At 35.5% G+C, this 13,290-nt stretch carries 18 protein-coding genes; 15 read left to right on the forward strand and 3 right to left on the reverse strand.

Translation table 11 applies throughout. The annotated features are described in order from the left end of the window. The 8 genes from EG346_RS15750 to EG346_RS15785 all read left to right on the forward strand — a co-directional run bounded on the left by EG346_RS15750 (nucleotide 1) and on the right by EG346_RS15785 (nucleotide 7,243). Complete coding sequence (locus tag EG346_RS15750) at nucleotides 1–2,058, forward strand: hypothetical protein (protein WP_123879923.1); 2,058 nt, start codon at nucleotides 1–3, stop codon at nucleotides 2,056–2,058. 50 nt (nucleotides 2,059–2,108) lie between these two features. After that, complete coding sequence (locus tag EG346_RS15755) at nucleotides 2,109–2,921, forward strand: hypothetical protein (RefSeq protein WP_123879925.1); 813 nt, start codon at nucleotides 2,109–2,111, stop codon at nucleotides 2,919–2,921. 89 nt (nucleotides 2,922–3,010) lie between these two features. Further along, entirely contained in the window at nucleotides 3,011–3,310 is a 300-nt protein-coding gene (locus tag EG346_RS15760; RefSeq protein WP_123879927.1) for a hypothetical protein, read from the forward strand. Further along, nucleotides 3,288–4,625: a hypothetical protein gene (locus EG346_RS15765; RefSeq protein WP_123879929.1), complete on the forward strand. Its 1,338-nt coding sequence runs from the start codon at nucleotides 3,288–3,290 to the stop codon at nucleotides 4,623–4,625. The genes EG346_RS15760 and EG346_RS15765 overlap by 23 nt, the downstream gene beginning before the upstream one ends. After that, nucleotides 4,625–5,536, forward strand: coding sequence for a DUF6712 family protein (locus EG346_RS15770; RefSeq protein WP_123879931.1), 912 nt, complete (start codon nucleotides 4,625–4,627; stop codon nucleotides 5,534–5,536). The genes EG346_RS15765 and EG346_RS15770 overlap by 1 nt, the downstream gene beginning before the upstream one ends. A 143-nt stretch (nucleotides 5,537–5,679) precedes the next feature. Continuing rightward, nucleotides 5,680–6,387 (forward strand): hypothetical protein, encoded by a 708-nt coding sequence (locus EG346_RS15775; RefSeq protein WP_228425978.1) that lies wholly within the window; start codon nucleotides 5,680–5,682, stop codon nucleotides 6,385–6,387. Beyond that, nucleotides 6,368–6,805 (forward strand): hypothetical protein, encoded by a 438-nt coding sequence (locus tag EG346_RS15780; protein WP_123879935.1) that lies wholly within the window; start codon nucleotides 6,368–6,370, stop codon nucleotides 6,803–6,805. The genes EG346_RS15775 and EG346_RS15780 overlap by 20 nt, the downstream gene beginning before the upstream one ends. A gap of 3 nt (nucleotides 6,806–6,808) precedes the next feature. Next, nucleotides 6,809–7,243: a hypothetical protein gene (locus EG346_RS15785; RefSeq protein ID WP_123879937.1), complete on the forward strand. Its 435-nt coding sequence runs from the start codon at nucleotides 6,809–6,811 to the stop codon at nucleotides 7,241–7,243. Nucleotides 7,244–7,323: 80 nt separating this feature from the next. Here EG346_RS15785 and EG346_RS15790 read toward each other — a convergent pair whose 3' ends face one another. From EG346_RS15790 to EG346_RS15800, 3 genes are read right to left on the reverse strand one after another with little or no spacing between them, the layout of a single operon-like run. Beyond that, nucleotides 7,324–8,130 (reverse strand): hypothetical protein, encoded by an 807-nt coding sequence (locus EG346_RS15790; protein WP_123879939.1) that lies wholly within the window; start codon nucleotides 8,128–8,130, stop codon nucleotides 7,324–7,326. Between the two features lie 7 nt (nucleotides 8,131–8,137). Then, nucleotides 8,138–8,443: a helix-turn-helix domain-containing protein gene (locus tag EG346_RS15795; RefSeq protein WP_123879941.1), complete on the reverse strand. Its 306-nt coding sequence runs from the start codon at nucleotides 8,441–8,443 to the stop codon at nucleotides 8,138–8,140. A 2-nt stretch (nucleotides 8,444–8,445) separates the two neighbouring features. Beyond that, the gene (locus EG346_RS15800; RefSeq protein WP_123879943.1) at nucleotides 8,446–8,667 is read right to left on the reverse strand and encodes a hypothetical protein; all 222 of its coding nucleotides are present in this window, start codon (nucleotides 8,665–8,667) and stop codon (nucleotides 8,446–8,448) included. Between the two features lie 338 nt (nucleotides 8,668–9,005). Here EG346_RS15800 and EG346_RS15805 point away from each other — a divergent pair, with 338 nt between their 5' ends. From EG346_RS15805 to EG346_RS15835, 7 genes are all read left to right on the forward strand, one after another. Next, nucleotides 9,006–9,329, forward strand: coding sequence for a hypothetical protein (locus tag EG346_RS15805; protein ID WP_123879945.1), 324 nt, complete (start codon nucleotides 9,006–9,008; stop codon nucleotides 9,327–9,329). After that, nucleotides 9,301–9,555 carry a hypothetical protein gene (locus EG346_RS15810; protein WP_123879947.1) on the forward strand — a complete coding sequence of 85 codons (255 nt, stop codon included), beginning with the start codon at nucleotides 9,301–9,303 and terminating at the stop codon, nucleotides 9,553–9,555. The genes EG346_RS15805 and EG346_RS15810 overlap by 29 nt, the downstream gene beginning before the upstream one ends. An 83-nt stretch (nucleotides 9,556–9,638) precedes the next feature. After that, a complete protein-coding gene (locus EG346_RS15815) occupies nucleotides 9,639–10,457 on the forward strand; it encodes a hypothetical protein (protein ID WP_123879949.1) in 819 nt (272 codons plus the stop codon). 2 nt (nucleotides 10,458–10,459) lie between these two features. Next, on the forward strand, nucleotides 10,460–10,642 hold the full coding sequence (locus EG346_RS15820) for a hypothetical protein (RefSeq protein WP_123879951.1): 183 nt from the start codon (nucleotides 10,460–10,462) through the stop codon (nucleotides 10,640–10,642). Then, the gene (locus EG346_RS15825) at nucleotides 10,642–10,968 is read left to right on the forward strand and encodes a hypothetical protein (RefSeq protein WP_123879953.1); all 327 of its coding nucleotides are present in this window, start codon (nucleotides 10,642–10,644) and stop codon (nucleotides 10,966–10,968) included. The genes EG346_RS15820 and EG346_RS15825 overlap by 1 nt, the downstream gene beginning before the upstream one ends. Then, complete coding sequence (locus tag EG346_RS15830) at nucleotides 10,949–11,590, forward strand: hypothetical protein (protein WP_123879955.1); 642 nt, start codon at nucleotides 10,949–10,951, stop codon at nucleotides 11,588–11,590. Before EG346_RS15825 ends, EG346_RS15830 begins: the two co-directional genes overlap by 20 nt. Continuing rightward, nucleotides 11,562–13,271: a hypothetical protein gene (locus tag EG346_RS15835; RefSeq protein WP_228425982.1), complete on the forward strand. Its 1,710-nt coding sequence runs from the start codon at nucleotides 11,562–11,564 to the stop codon at nucleotides 13,269–13,271. Before EG346_RS15830 ends, EG346_RS15835 begins: the two co-directional genes overlap by 29 nt. Nucleotides 13,272–13,290: the final 19 nt, after the last annotated feature.

Raw genomic sequence — 13,290 nt, forward strand, 5'->3', positions numbered from 1 at the left:
ATGAAATTTTTAACCATGTTGGCAGGGCTGTTAGGCCTTGCATCAGTACCGCAGAAAGATAACAAAGTTGATCTTTCTGACGAATTAAAAACAAAGATTGACGGCCTTTTAGGAACCGCGGAAGCTTCAACGCTTGTGGAACAGGCAAACTTAGAACTGGCAGGGGTTGCCGATGCGCAGACGCAACTTCGAGAAGTTCAGGGACAGTTGGCCACAACTACAGAACAAGCGACTGTTGCTAATGCTCAAGTACAAACGCTTACTCAGGAATTGGCAAACAGTCAGCAAGTGATTGCTCAACTGGCAGATTCTCCGGAAACAATCGTTGAAACTTTGAATGCTGTGACTCCAAACTTTGGTGCGGGTAAAATTATTGCTGTTGCAGGTTTCCTTATGGGTATGCAGGGTGCAGTATTTGCGATGGATCGTCCTTGGAATACTAGGATTGTTGCCGGAATGTCAGCTCCTCAAACTGACTTCAAAAGTGATTTGGTAATTAACACTTTAAATGAAGATATCAAAGGTTTTGTGGCGGAATATCCAACAAAGTTTGAAACCCTTTTTGAAAAAAAATACAATCTGCCGGATCTGTGGAAACAAAACACAATTTTTGGTGTGGCTGATAGGTTGGTTTCAGCAATAATTTCAGTTGAAGAAGTTACTCAGCCCAGAAAAGCTGTTTGGGTTGCAAAAGGAGGAGTGACAATTCATCCGGAAGTTATGGAGGTTCGTCCTACTCAAATTGATTTACAGTTTAACTACTGGAAGCTTCAGGCGCTGGAGACTTCTTGGATGCATCAGTTCAACAGAGAAGGTTCTCAGGCTTACAAAATGAGTTTTATTGAGTTCCTGATCGTTAAATATCTCGAGAAGGCAAGGTCTGAAGATGCTGATGTATTGGTTAGAGGTGTTTTTTCTGAAAAACCAGCAGATTATGATAAGCCAGTTACCTATTTAATTAGGAATAATGGGGTTTTCAAGCAGTTATTTGATGCTAGAGATATCACCCATAAATTTAGACCGTACTACTTGGGTGAATTGACTGAACAGAATGTTTGTGATTATGTAGATGCAGCTATACAAGCGCTGCCTCCGGATGTTAGAAATATGGATCTGCAGTTTGACTGGTCACCATATTGGATTAGAAAATACCAGACAAGAGATCGTGAAATTTACGGAGGTAATAATGATTATACCGGATTGGTTAAACATCCTCGTGACTATCCAAATATAGAATTTGTTCCGGTGTTACAAATGGAAGGTTCGAAATTCTTCTTTATTACATTTAAAGATAATGTGAAGCCGTTAGAATTTAAACCTGAAGAAAAATCGAAGTTAACATTTGAAAGGTTTCTTCGTGATGTTTATGCTTTTGCTGATTATAAGCTAGGAATCGGTATCAATCACATTGGTTTGGAAACTGCTGATGATAATCCGCTAAAATATGAACTTCAGGCGGTATGGTCTAACACGGAGCCACTTTTTGATAAGAACTTTTTCATTCCTGTTTTTGATTTCGGAAACGGAGTAGTTAATGCTAATCATAACAGAATTGCTCCCACGCCGGACTTTACTACAAATATTACATCCATCAAAGGAAATGTTGGCAGGTATCTTTTCATCAGAGGGAATATTTCTATGGCTGGAAATACCTTGGTGAAGAAAACTGCTGAATTGGTGCTTGCGTCAGATTTCGATTTGAAGTCCGGTGGAACCTTGACTTTGATCAAAGTGGGAGCTACCTGGAAAGAAATCTCCAGAACTGAAGCTCCGGAAACTGTATCTAATCAGATAGAGTTTACCGATGCTACTATTGATTATGCAGACTCAGATAAATTCATCTATAAGGGTGATGTTGCTGTTGATCTGGCTGAAATCAAAGGAGGTTCAGAAGGGAATACAATTAGAATTTTTGGCGGTGAAGCTGAAGGTTCTGCCTTAACTGTGAAAGATTCAGGGAATATTAATGTTAATTCTAATTATGTCATGGATGCTCATGCTAAATGGATTGACTTAATCTTCATCAATGGAACCTGGAATGAAGTTGAAAGAGGGTAAATAATAATAACCAAGAACCTCGCGAAGTATAGGTTAATCGCATTTTACTTATGAGAACAGATTTAAAAAAATCAAAAAATAATGCTGGTACTCCCACGCCTAAGAAAGCAAATGCTATTGCAGCATTAGTTGACGATATTATTTCATGGCCAACTGTTGATTCTGATGGCGTTACTTTAATTGGTAATTTCGGATTCAAACCAGGAACCAATTTTTTCAGAATTTACATGACGGCCCCAACGCAGGCGGCAACTTATGAATCTTCTGGAAATCCTGATGGAAAAGGAGCGATGAACAAATACATTGGCGAGCATCCAGGTACGACTAAAGAGGCTATTTCTTTCGTCAAAAAATTCATGGGAGAGGGCTTTGTGATCATTTATGGTGGTTGTGGTGGCGAAGAGGAAATGAAAGTAATGGGATCTGAATGTCATCCAATGGTTCTTTCTGTTGGAGGAAAAGACGATAAGGATGGCAATATTAACACATTGACTTTCGAGCAGGAACAAATAAACAGAGATTTCATCAAGTTTTACAAGGGTGACGTATCATTTGCTGAGCCAAAAGCTGTGGCCGATGAAAATGTAACACTTTCAAAAACTGACGGGCCGGTTTATCAATTGCCGACAGCAGTTGTTACCGCGGATATTGAATTTGTTGCATCTGATTTTGATCATGATCAGATTGTTACCTTGATCGGTGGCGGTGGTACCGCTCCTTTTGTATTGAAAAATACACCTGCTGGCGCTGTGCCGGTGTTTTTAAAAGAAGCAACGAATTGGATTGCTCTCAAGGATTCAGTGATTAATCTGAGGGTTGTAAAAGCTGATAAAACTTATTTAGTTGAAGCCTCCCGGAAATAATTAATAATTATCTAATAGGAAAGCCGCATTTATAATGCGGCTTTTTTGATGTAACAATAAAGCCTTCATATACGGGATATTTTTGCTCTATGGAACAAATAAATGTTTACGATGCTTTAAAATTAATGCGAAAACTTTCTTCTGAAAATTTTCCGTTCAGTTTTAGTTTCATAAGCTGTGATCGCTCAAAAAGATCTTCAGAAGGGTTGGTGATTGTTGAAGAGGCTATTTTGACTAAAGGGATGCCTAACAGTAAATCTAAATATGCTAAAAATCTTATTGCATATCAAAACCTGAAAACCGGGGAGTATAGACAATTTTGGATTCCGCTTTTAATGACACTTAATAATAATTTAAAAATCAGCCATGATAGAGTTTTTAGGAGATGACGCCATTGTCGGGGGACAGAGTGCTTTTACATTTGAAGTAATAGACAAAAAAAGACAGCAAAATGACCCTTATTTTGCAATGGATGTGTTTTCGTCTTCACCCTTTATGGCTGTCCATGGAGACTGGAGGGTTTTCCCGTATGGTGAAAATAATGACCTTCCGGTGCAAATCAGAAATATAGTATACTCGAATTCAATTGCCCCAGGTATTCTGAATAAGAAAACCGGAATGAACTGGGGGAAAGGCCCAAAATTATATGAAGAAATATTTGAAGAAGGCCAGCTTAAGAGAGTGTATAAAACTGATCCCGAAATTCAGCGATGGTTGGATACTTGGGATTATGAAAATTATATAGCAAGATGTACAACAGATTTTTCACATATTGAAAGCTGTTTCACAAAGGTGATTCAAAATAGGGGATGGAGAATTGGAAGGGCTCCAATGATTAAATCTTTAGAGCATATTTCGCCGGTTAGAAAGCCGATCGTTGCAGGAAAAAAAAATACGCCTACTCATATATTGTTAGCTCAGGAAGATTTTCCGGAGAAATATGATGCTTTTCCTTTTTTTGATAAGTACGACCCTTTTAAATATCCGCTGAGTATGAAGTATTCCAACCTTTATACGTTCGCATCTGCATTTTTTAGCATTCCTCATATTTTGGGATCTATTCCATGGATTATACAATCCACAAATGTTCCTAAGTTTCTCGCGGCGCTGAGTAAAAATTCAATCAATATAAAATATCACATCACCTCCCCAAAAGAATATTGGGATCAGAAAAGAGATGATATCAAAGATGAGTGTACTCTGAAAAATATTGACTACAAAGAATCAATGTTTAAGTCCTTCAAGAAAAAAATGTTGAAGTCAATAGAGATTGTTTTATCCGGGCTAGAGAATGCCGGGAAGTTTTGGCATTCTGAGCAGGTTCTTGTAGTTGAAGGGGTGAATGTGATTGAAATGGGGTGGAAAATAACGGTCATTGATCAGAAAATGAGTGATACTGTAAGCGCTCAGATTTCGATTGCTAATAAGGCGGATACGTCAACTGCTTCAGGTGTCGGTGTACATAATGCCATAGGAAATGTTTCTGATTCCGGAAGTAATAGTGGTTCCGAGCAGTATTACGCGCTAAATAATTACCTGCAGACAGGTATTGATCTTCCTGAAATGGTCATAATGGAGTGTATGAATGCTGCTTTAAAGGCTAATTTTCCGGGTAAAAATCTTAAAATGGGATTATACCACGATGAAACGAAAAGACAGGAAGATATGTCTAAGGACGAAAGAAATTTAAAAGTTCTAAGATAATGAAGTTACTATTTAAGCAGGAAGGATTTCCCCAAGATATTAAAAAGGTGATTGGTATAATCGATGCGGATTTATCCTGGGACAGATTGCGTCCATCACTTGAGATTGCCACAGATGAAATAGTTGATATCATTGGTGAAAATAATTATTCCACAATTAACGTAGAGACTGTGCCGGAAGGAAGTCAGAGATTTTTTGAATTGGTAAAATTTGCCATTGCCTTTAAAGCCTATATGCATTATGCTCCTACCGGAGATCTTGCAATGACCAATAAAGGAAGAACAATGAGGCGTGATGAATATGAGGTCGGAGCTTTTGAATGGCAGATCTCCAATCACAATGAATCTTTAGAGAGGTTTTTTTATAAGCACATGAATCTCCTTTTCAAATTCATGGTTAAAAATAACTTGATTATTAATCTTGAAAAGTATAAGCATGATGCCCTTATAGTGCCGACATTGGCTGAATTTGAAGCGCATTATGGATTAAACGAGTCTTATTTTTTATACTTAAATCTTTTACCTGGGTTAAGAGAATTTGAAGATCTTGAAATGCTTTCAAGAATTGGAGAAGATCTTTATAATGACAGAAATGCATTGAAGGATAAAAAAGTTCTGCACAACTATTTACAAAAATCTGCGGTTTATTACTCAATTGAATGGGGATTAAGGCACTTAGATATCCAGATGTTTCCAAAATCAATTTTGAGAAGTACAGAATCTTCCGAGGGCTCAAAATCTAAGTCTGCATTATTACCGACAGATCTTGCGCTTATTTTCGAAAAAGATTGTAACCGATATCTTAAGAAAGTAGAAAATGAAATGACGTCTTTCAGGGTGACGGTTCCTTCTGAAGATTTTAGACTGCCTGATTTGGACTTTGATGATGACGATAATTTTGTATCAACATGATAGCAATTGAAATACCTGAGAAAAATAAATTTCTCTATATGCCGGAGAACCTGGCTGAGTGTGATGCTAAACAATATGCAGATTTTTCCAAATTGCTTTGGATGGCGCAAGAAAAACAGATCAGCTATGATCAGCTGTGTTATATGGCAGTTTATCCACTGTTAAATTTAAGGAAATCTAAAAAGAAGAGTCCTGAGAAATATGAAAATATAATCAGGCTGTCTGAATATATAGACAATTTCTTCGATAAAGATGAAGAAGGAAATTTTACCGGAATAAAATTAGAATTCACAAAGAATTATCTGCCAAAATATAGGTTGTTTTATTCATATTATGGTCCTGATGATGGCTTTAGTGATGTTACTTTTGGTCAATACATTGATGGGCTTGATGAGTATATTTATTATTCAAAAACGGGAGATATTAAATCTCTACGAATGCTTTTTTCAATTTTTTATTTGAAAAAAAATGAAGTTTATAATTATCGCATATCAAAAAAGAGAGCTGAAGGTATTTTCAGATATGTTGATATCAGGCATTTATACGGTTTCTTTTTGTTTTTTTCATCAATGCAGTCTTTTGTACTTCAAGGTGAGATTATGGTTATGGGAAATCCTATTGATCTATCAATAATTTTTACGAAAGATGAAAAAGATACTTTTGAAAGTACCATTCCCGGAACAGGCTTCAGGAATATAATTACGGACATGGCAGAAAGTCAGGTTTTCGGTCCTTATAAAGGAGTTGAGAAAACTAATTTGTGGGTAGTCCTGATAAGACTTTACGAATTGAAGAAAAAAGAATTAGACGACAAAGAAAAAAATAAAACCAATGACTCCACTAGAGCTTAAAGAAATGCTTTCAGAAATAAAATCTGAAATTCCGGAAATTAAAAAGACTATTAGTCTTATCGATGATTCTGACCTTTCAGAATTCGCTTCTGATATGATAACTTCTGAAATGGCTTTGGTAGGAGTCATTCCATCTTATGAGCATGTGGGAAAAATCGGAGCGTTCAAAACTCTACCCATATTTCAGTTAGATATTGTTGAAAAAACAGATTATTCAGCGATTAATAACGACGAGTTTGTGGCATTATATGAAAGAACTTTGAAGGTAATGTTTAAAGTGCGTGATTTTGTTTTGGTAAAGATTGAGGACGGATGCTATCCCATGTTGAGTAATATTGATGTTACATCAATGACGATTGATCCTATAAAGAAGAAAGCGCAGTGTAACGGCTGGAGTATGGATGTCCTAACAGAATAATATATGTCACTATCAGAAAGAAGAACCGCTGATATCGGAATTATCGAAGGCTTATTTGTAACGAAAACATTACAAGAACAGGCCATCTCTATTCTTGCAGAAACTCAGCGTGAAATGAAAGGCTTTAGGTCTGCCCGATGGAATAAAAGAAGTATGAGTGTTAGCGGAGATACATTAACCTACACTCACAATATCAATTTTAGATTCTTGGATATGAAGGCACGGGTATCGAGATCTGGCTATAATCCTTCAACGACCAGAAGAAAAGCTGGGAAAGTAAAAAAGAAATCATTACCGATTCATAATAAACCAATTTTTAGGCATAAAAGATATATTCAGAAAAGAATATCATTTGGCTTTACAGATGAGATCAGGGGGATTTTTGAAAAGATGGCTCAGGAAAATAATCTTTTGAGCAAAACGTCCTCCAAAAATTAAAAAACTTCCTACGGTATTTTTAATTAGCTAAAAAAGCCACCCTAAAATAGAGTGGCTGATTTTTTTTATTTGAAATAGTTTTAATTAAGTCGCCAAATACGTCTTGTTGTTTTGGTTTCTGGTTTAGTTCTGAATATTTTTTCTGAAAGATAATTTTTTGCTTGAATTACTAAGTGATATTCAGTATTTAAAAATTCAAACGAGTGGCCTACTTCCAATACTGATAAAACATCGATATATCTATTCAGTTTACCTTTTGTAGAGAATGGTACATTTTTATCTATTTTTTCATCTATTATTTTTGTTCTGTTTTCAATAGATTTTAAATGAGCTTTTTTATAGACAATTTGATTTAAACTTTTATTTAATAATTTACTTAAAGATTCGTTTGACTTTTTTATGTTTGTTTTCAGTAACTTAATCTCTTGTTTTGACCAGTATTCAGATTTTTTTGTTATACCTAGCTCATATGCCTTGCTTTGAATTGAAGATATTGATCTGCCAAGAAATTCAGCTATTTCTTTAGTTGTTTTTTCGTGATAGTTGACTATTAAATATTCGATTTCAAATTCATCATAGTTTTTGGATAGTTGTGATAAACCGAGCCTATTTCTTTTTAAAGATACAGATTGTTCTGTTCTGCCTATTTTTTCTGAAATTTCTTTATTTGACAAAAGCCTGTTTTTTGATAAAAAGACGATCTCTTGGTCTGTCCAATAATCGATTTCAGACTTTGCTTTTATACCTAACTCAAGCCTCTTGATTTTTACAGCCTGATAACTTCTATTTAATTGCTCTGCTACTTCATTATTTGTCAAATCAACATTATTGAGAATTTTTAATTCTTTTTCTTGCCATGGGTTAGTGAATTGATTTGTTCTTTTCATAATTAAATTAATTTTGAGGTAAACTATCCGGCCTTCTCCCTAAAGCCGCCATCGCATTTTCAAAAGCTAAGTTTAGATCTGATTTATTTTCTTTATCTTCAAAAAAGAAATTAACTTTGATTGCCTGAGCAACTTTCATAAACGTTTCTAATGTCGGCTTATATTTTAAAAGAAACAGTCTGCTAATAGCACTTTGCTGCATACCTGTTAACTCAGCAATATCATTTTGAGTTATTTTTTTTTGATCAGCAATTTCTTTTAAAAGCAAAACGAGCAATTGCCACTGCCCGTTTTCTTTATTTTCGTTTTTCATATTTATTCTTCTGATTTTCTAACTGCTTTTTTAAACATGTCTTTAGCTTGTTTTCGAGTTGTGCTGCTAAAACTTCTCATAATACCATTAATTTCACCATTCACAATGTGAAAAGAATGAGAGCTACTGCCTTTACCAAAGCTTTTCACACTAAATGAAACACCTCTGTATTCGAAGTTTTCTTGAAGATCAAATTGTCCGTTTTCTAATTTTTCTGTTGCCATAATAATTTTTGCCGTATTAAACTGTTGCCGCCAGATTCTAAAATCAATGAGTTGGTTTATCTCTCATTTTCTTTTACAAATATAGTACATATTTGTACTATTTAACTTTAGTTAATGTTAATTATTTGTTAAAGTTATATTTTTAAATTATTTTTGGTGGAATAGAAAATACTTGTATATTTGTATTGACTCATCGCTACGGGCACAACCCAAGCAAATTTTTATCGATATAATAATCCCCCAGGAGTATAGGTGTAGTAATACCCTAACGCGTTCTCGTAACGGTGAGTCACCTCCCACGGGGGTATTTTTTATGTAAACTTTTAAATAATTGTCGTATGACTCACACAATCAATTTAGAAGATACTCCATTGAATATGGATGTTTTCCGTCTGGCCAGCGTCGAGGCTTTCAATAGTTTTATAGATAAACCTAAAAAATTAGATACACCATGCGAGTTTTTTCGCAAAAATAAACTTAGTTCTTTCCGGTATAAGATTTTAGAGCAAGGCGATGTAAGATTGTCTGTTATTTCACCTTCTGGTTCTGAACATTACGCTATACAGCGCAATTTCGCATTAGCATATATAAAACTTGTGCGTTCTTATTACTCAAAAAAATTTGATTTAAATCATGAGAAAAGAACTAATGCAACATGCTAAAGCTGAAAATGAAGTTTATTCAATACTTCAGAATTTAATTGTCGGAAATTCTCCGGAAGAATTGGAAGATATGATCTTCCATGTTTTCGAAGATGCTAATTTGCAATCGGGGGACCTGTCGCAGGAAGAAAGATCACTGCGATCAGAATTTCACATTGCAAGCAGAAAGATTTTAAGATTATTGTGCAAACATCCTGATCTGCTCAGGAAACTGAAAGATGCATAAAAATGAAGCCTGTTATTTTAACAGGCTTTTTTAATGTAACACAGCAATTGCTTGCAATTGTCAAAATTTGCACAAAAATAATTATGAGTAAAGATGTATTGAAATACTTAACTTCTGAAGGTTTATCGCCACAAGAAGAATACAATCAGGGCTTAGCTTTGTTAATGCAGAACCCTGCCAGCCGAAATGCGGTAAGGTCCTACAATAATAAAGGGTATTCCAAACAGGGCTTAGAAAACCTGAAATATGATCTGAAAAAATCCTTTGGCATAAAAGATCAGGATATCCGAAAATACAAGGAAGATATCACTCCTGTGATTGAAGAAAGAACCCTTGAAGGTTTCTTAGAAGAAAACAAGGACAGAGTTCAGGAACTGCTTTCTGAGATTCCGGAAGATGCTCTAAAGGGAATGAAGCTTTATGGGAAATACACTTTTTTAAGATCTCCAGATTGCCCGAATGAATTTAAAATTTTGGTAGGCGATGCGATCACTGCATTTGAAAATTACAAAGCCGGTCATGAAGAGCTATTTACTAAAGTTGCATCCTTGGCTGATCCGTTACTGGACGAAAATGAAATCTTTGAAATTGCCAATCAGGTTTTGGAGGATTTTGAATTAAACAGAGAGATTCATGCAGAACTTCAGCATTATGCCGACACTGGCGAAATACTTGGTAAGCATGAGATTTTCGCAGATTACAATCTTGCAAGGGAAATTTCAAAATTAACGGCAGCTGAACTTGCCGGCAGATCAAGTAACCTGAAATCTTACATATCCAAAGCAAATAAATTGATTAATACAAGTAAGAATCCGGAAGAAGTAGAAGCTGCAAAGGTTCGTCTTGCTAATCTTAAAAAAGAAAAAGCTTTGGTTGATAAAACCTTGAAAGCAAAAAAATAATTATGAAGCACAAATTTTTCAGTATAAAAGAGTTAAAAAAATCTCTGGAATACAATTCAGATTGTGAAAATGATCCTATAGTTGATATTACTCTGGAAATGCTTAAAAGTATAATTGCTTCAAAGAAACCGGTTCCTAAAAAGGGGCCGGCTTTCTTCTCTTATAAAGGATTAAATATGAACTGATGAGAGATTATGAGGTAAGACTTTCGCAGGAACAGCTGGAGGAACTGGAAGATCTGTCCGGTGCAGGATATTGCATTGATAAAATCGCTCTGTATTTTGATATTCCCAAAAAAACAATGAAATCTGAATACATGCAGGAAGATTCCTGGGTACGTTATCATTATGATCGTGGTATTTTATTGGTTGACGCAAAAGCGGGAATAGAACTTTCAAAAGGTGCAGCTACGGGAAGTATTACAGCAATACAGCAATTGGCAAAACTTAGAGACTCTCAGAAGCTTGAAGAATTAAGGAAAAGAATAATGTATGGCGAAGAGATTGACTGATTATAATTTAGGCGATTTATATAAATGGATTGAAGCCGGACAGAGTACATCTGCTCCGGAAGAGTTTATTCAATATGTAAATCTTTTGGAGAAAATTTACCAGATGATGAACCGGGTAGATATCTACGGTTCCAAAGAAGCAATTGTAAAACACTTGGTTACTTTTGAAGAATCTCTCAAGGGAAATAGAATTAAAGCTATTGATCTATATAATGAGTCTTTCGAATATTTTAATGCCGATGATAAGATATCCAAAAAAGCATGGAGAAAGTTTTATGCTGCAAAATTGGATCAGGATTATGAAATGGCAAGAGCAGTATCTAAAGATGCTTCTGATTTTGAAAAAGCTTCAAGAATTGCCGACAAGGCTTATAAGTTTAGACAACTTGATCAGGAAGATCCGCCTGAGCTTCCCAAGTCAATGTTTGAAAAACCTCTAAAGGTTTACACCATGGACATGAAACAGTTTGATATAGTAAATGAGGATCTTACCGATATTGAAAACTGGATAGACGAAAATACAAAAGAACTTTCCCCCAAAGCTATTGATAGAATAAAACAGGAAGCAATGATTCTGCCGATTAAAATATTTGATGATGAAAAACCAGACGGTTCGAATTGATTCGCTTTCGGTCTATGATGATGTAGAAGTTAGGTATTCCACTTGGCTCAAAATGATCACCGATCTTATGGAGCCGCAAAACCTTTTCCTTGTCCTTGGGAGGGGAACTGGAAAAACGACTGATTATCTTTCTGAAAGATTAATGAATATATGCTATGAGATGCCTCATAGTTATATTGCTTTGGTAGGAAATACTTACACCAATCTTTTAAAAAATGTTGTTCCTGCCATTATTGAAGGCTGGAATAGAAAAGGCTGGATTGAAGGCATTCATTACGTAGTAGATCAACCGCCACCGGATCACTTTAAAAAACCATATAAAACTCCATACGAGTATAAACATACCATTTCTACTTTTACCGGTAATTTCTTCAATTATATTTCCATGGATACACCTAGTTCCGGAGCCGGTAATTCTTACCAGCATCTGGCAGGTGATGAAACAAAATATCTGGAGAAAAATAGAATTGACAGATTGTTCCCAGCACTCCGTGGAGATGCTACAATGTTTGCGAAATCTCCTTATTATTTGGGAGTAACTTTCACTACCGATTATCCGAACATTATTATGCCGGGCGAATACGACTGGATATTGGATAAAGAAAAAGAAATGAAGCTACAGCAGATTAAATATCTATTGCAAATTTCTCTTGAACTTAATAAAACTTTGGCGGGTACGATCCGGGCAGCGAAAAAAAGAAACAAAAAATTATTAGCTACGCTTCAGAATAAGATGAAAAAATTATCTGTTCTGAAAACAAGACTTCGTGTAAATTCTACGTTTTTCTATAAAGCTTCATCTTTTGTCAATGTCAATATTTTAAGGCTTGATTATTTCAAAACGGCATTGGCTGCTCTGGGCGAAATAGAGTTTAATACCGCCGTACTTTCCCAGGCTCCGATGGTAGAAGCAGGCCAAAGGTTTTATCTGGCATTTGATAACCGTCATATTTACGAGGACGGGATCATCCGGGAGAATTACTACCGTTATCGGACTGGTGATGACGCTGAAACCTTTTCAACAGATCTGAAATATTGCATTCCAGATAAGCCTTTAGAAATAGGAGCCGATTTCGGAAATATGATTTCGATGGTAGTAGCTCAACTTCAGGGAAAATCAATCAGGGTTCTGAAGAATATTTTTTCTTTAAGTCAGAAAACTGAAAAGATATGCGAACGTTTCCTGAAGTTCTTTGCGCATCATAAAAAGAAAGTAATTGATTTTTATTTTGACAGATCCGCAAATGCCTACCAGGATGTAGGACGTGACTGGGCGAACGAAATGAAAAAATTTCTTGAAGCGTGGCCGGACGGAACTCCCACTGGTTGGACAGTAAACTTAATGTCAAGAAATCAGGGAAATATTGAGCAGCAGCTGGAGTTTAATTTTGTGAAAGCTTTAATGAATGAAAATTACAGAGAGCTTCCAAATTTATTGATTGATAAATATCAATGCCGTCAGCTTATCTCGTCAATGAACGTTGCTAAACAGATCGTGAAGAAAAATGCAAAAGGGATATCCAGAATTTACAAGGATAAAACTTCAGAAAAGCTTCCGAAAGAAAAACTGCCAATGTATTCTACGAATTTATCCGATGCTCTCAAATATCTTTTATGCAGACGTCCTTGGTTGAGAATTTACCAAAATAAAAAATCAACTTTCTCTGGTCCTGATGATTGATAATTTCGTAAATTCGTGA

The sequence above is a fragment of the Chryseobacterium carnipullorum genome (genome assembly GCF_003815695.1).
Taxonomy (GTDB): Bacteria; Bacteroidota; Bacteroidia; order Flavobacteriales; family Weeksellaceae; genus Chryseobacterium; species Chryseobacterium carnipullorum.

Coding starts and splice junctions, on each gene's coding strand:
- EG346_RS15750 (WP_123879923.1), top strand. CDS start 1: ATGAAATTTTTAACCATGTTGGCAGGGCTGTTAGGCCTTGCATCAGTA.
- EG346_RS15755 (WP_123879925.1), top strand. CDS start 2,109: ATGAGAACAGATTTAAAAAAATCAAAAAATAATGCTGGTACTCCCACG.
- EG346_RS15760 (WP_123879927.1), top strand. CDS start 3,011: ATGGAACAAATAAATGTTTACGATGCTTTAAAATTAATGCGAAAACTT.
- EG346_RS15765 (WP_123879929.1), top strand. CDS start 3,288: ATGATAGAGTTTTTAGGAGATGACGCCATTGTCGGGGGACAGAGTGCT.
- EG346_RS15770 (WP_123879931.1), top strand. CDS start 4,625: ATGAAGTTACTATTTAAGCAGGAAGGATTTCCCCAAGATATTAAAAAG.
- EG346_RS15775 (WP_228425978.1), top strand. CDS start 5,680: ATGGCAGTTTATCCACTGTTAAATTTAAGGAAATCTAAAAAGAAGAGT.
- EG346_RS15780 (WP_123879935.1), top strand. CDS start 6,368: ATGACTCCACTAGAGCTTAAAGAAATGCTTTCAGAAATAAAATCTGAA.
- EG346_RS15785 (WP_123879937.1), top strand. CDS start 6,809: ATGTCACTATCAGAAAGAAGAACCGCTGATATCGGAATTATCGAAGGC.
- EG346_RS15790 (WP_123879939.1), bottom strand. CDS start 8,130: ATGAAAAGAACAAATCAATTCACTAACCCATGGCAAGAAAAAGAATTA.
- EG346_RS15795 (WP_123879941.1), bottom strand. CDS start 8,443: ATGAAAAACGAAAATAAAGAAAACGGGCAGTGGCAATTGCTCGTTTTG.
- EG346_RS15800 (WP_123879943.1), bottom strand. CDS start 8,667: ATGGCAACAGAAAAATTAGAAAACGGACAATTTGATCTTCAAGAAAAC.
- EG346_RS15805 (WP_123879945.1), top strand. CDS start 9,006: ATGACTCACACAATCAATTTAGAAGATACTCCATTGAATATGGATGTT.
- EG346_RS15810 (WP_123879947.1), top strand. CDS start 9,301: ATGAGAAAAGAACTAATGCAACATGCTAAAGCTGAAAATGAAGTTTAT.
- EG346_RS15815 (WP_123879949.1), top strand. CDS start 9,639: ATGAGTAAAGATGTATTGAAATACTTAACTTCTGAAGGTTTATCGCCA.
- EG346_RS15820 (WP_123879951.1), top strand. CDS start 10,460: ATGAAGCACAAATTTTTCAGTATAAAAGAGTTAAAAAAATCTCTGGAA.
- EG346_RS15825 (WP_123879953.1), top strand. CDS start 10,642: ATGAGAGATTATGAGGTAAGACTTTCGCAGGAACAGCTGGAGGAACTG.
- EG346_RS15830 (WP_123879955.1), top strand. CDS start 10,949: ATGGCGAAGAGATTGACTGATTATAATTTAGGCGATTTATATAAATGG.
- EG346_RS15835 (WP_228425982.1), top strand. CDS start 11,562: ATGATGAAAAACCAGACGGTTCGAATTGATTCGCTTTCGGTCTATGAT.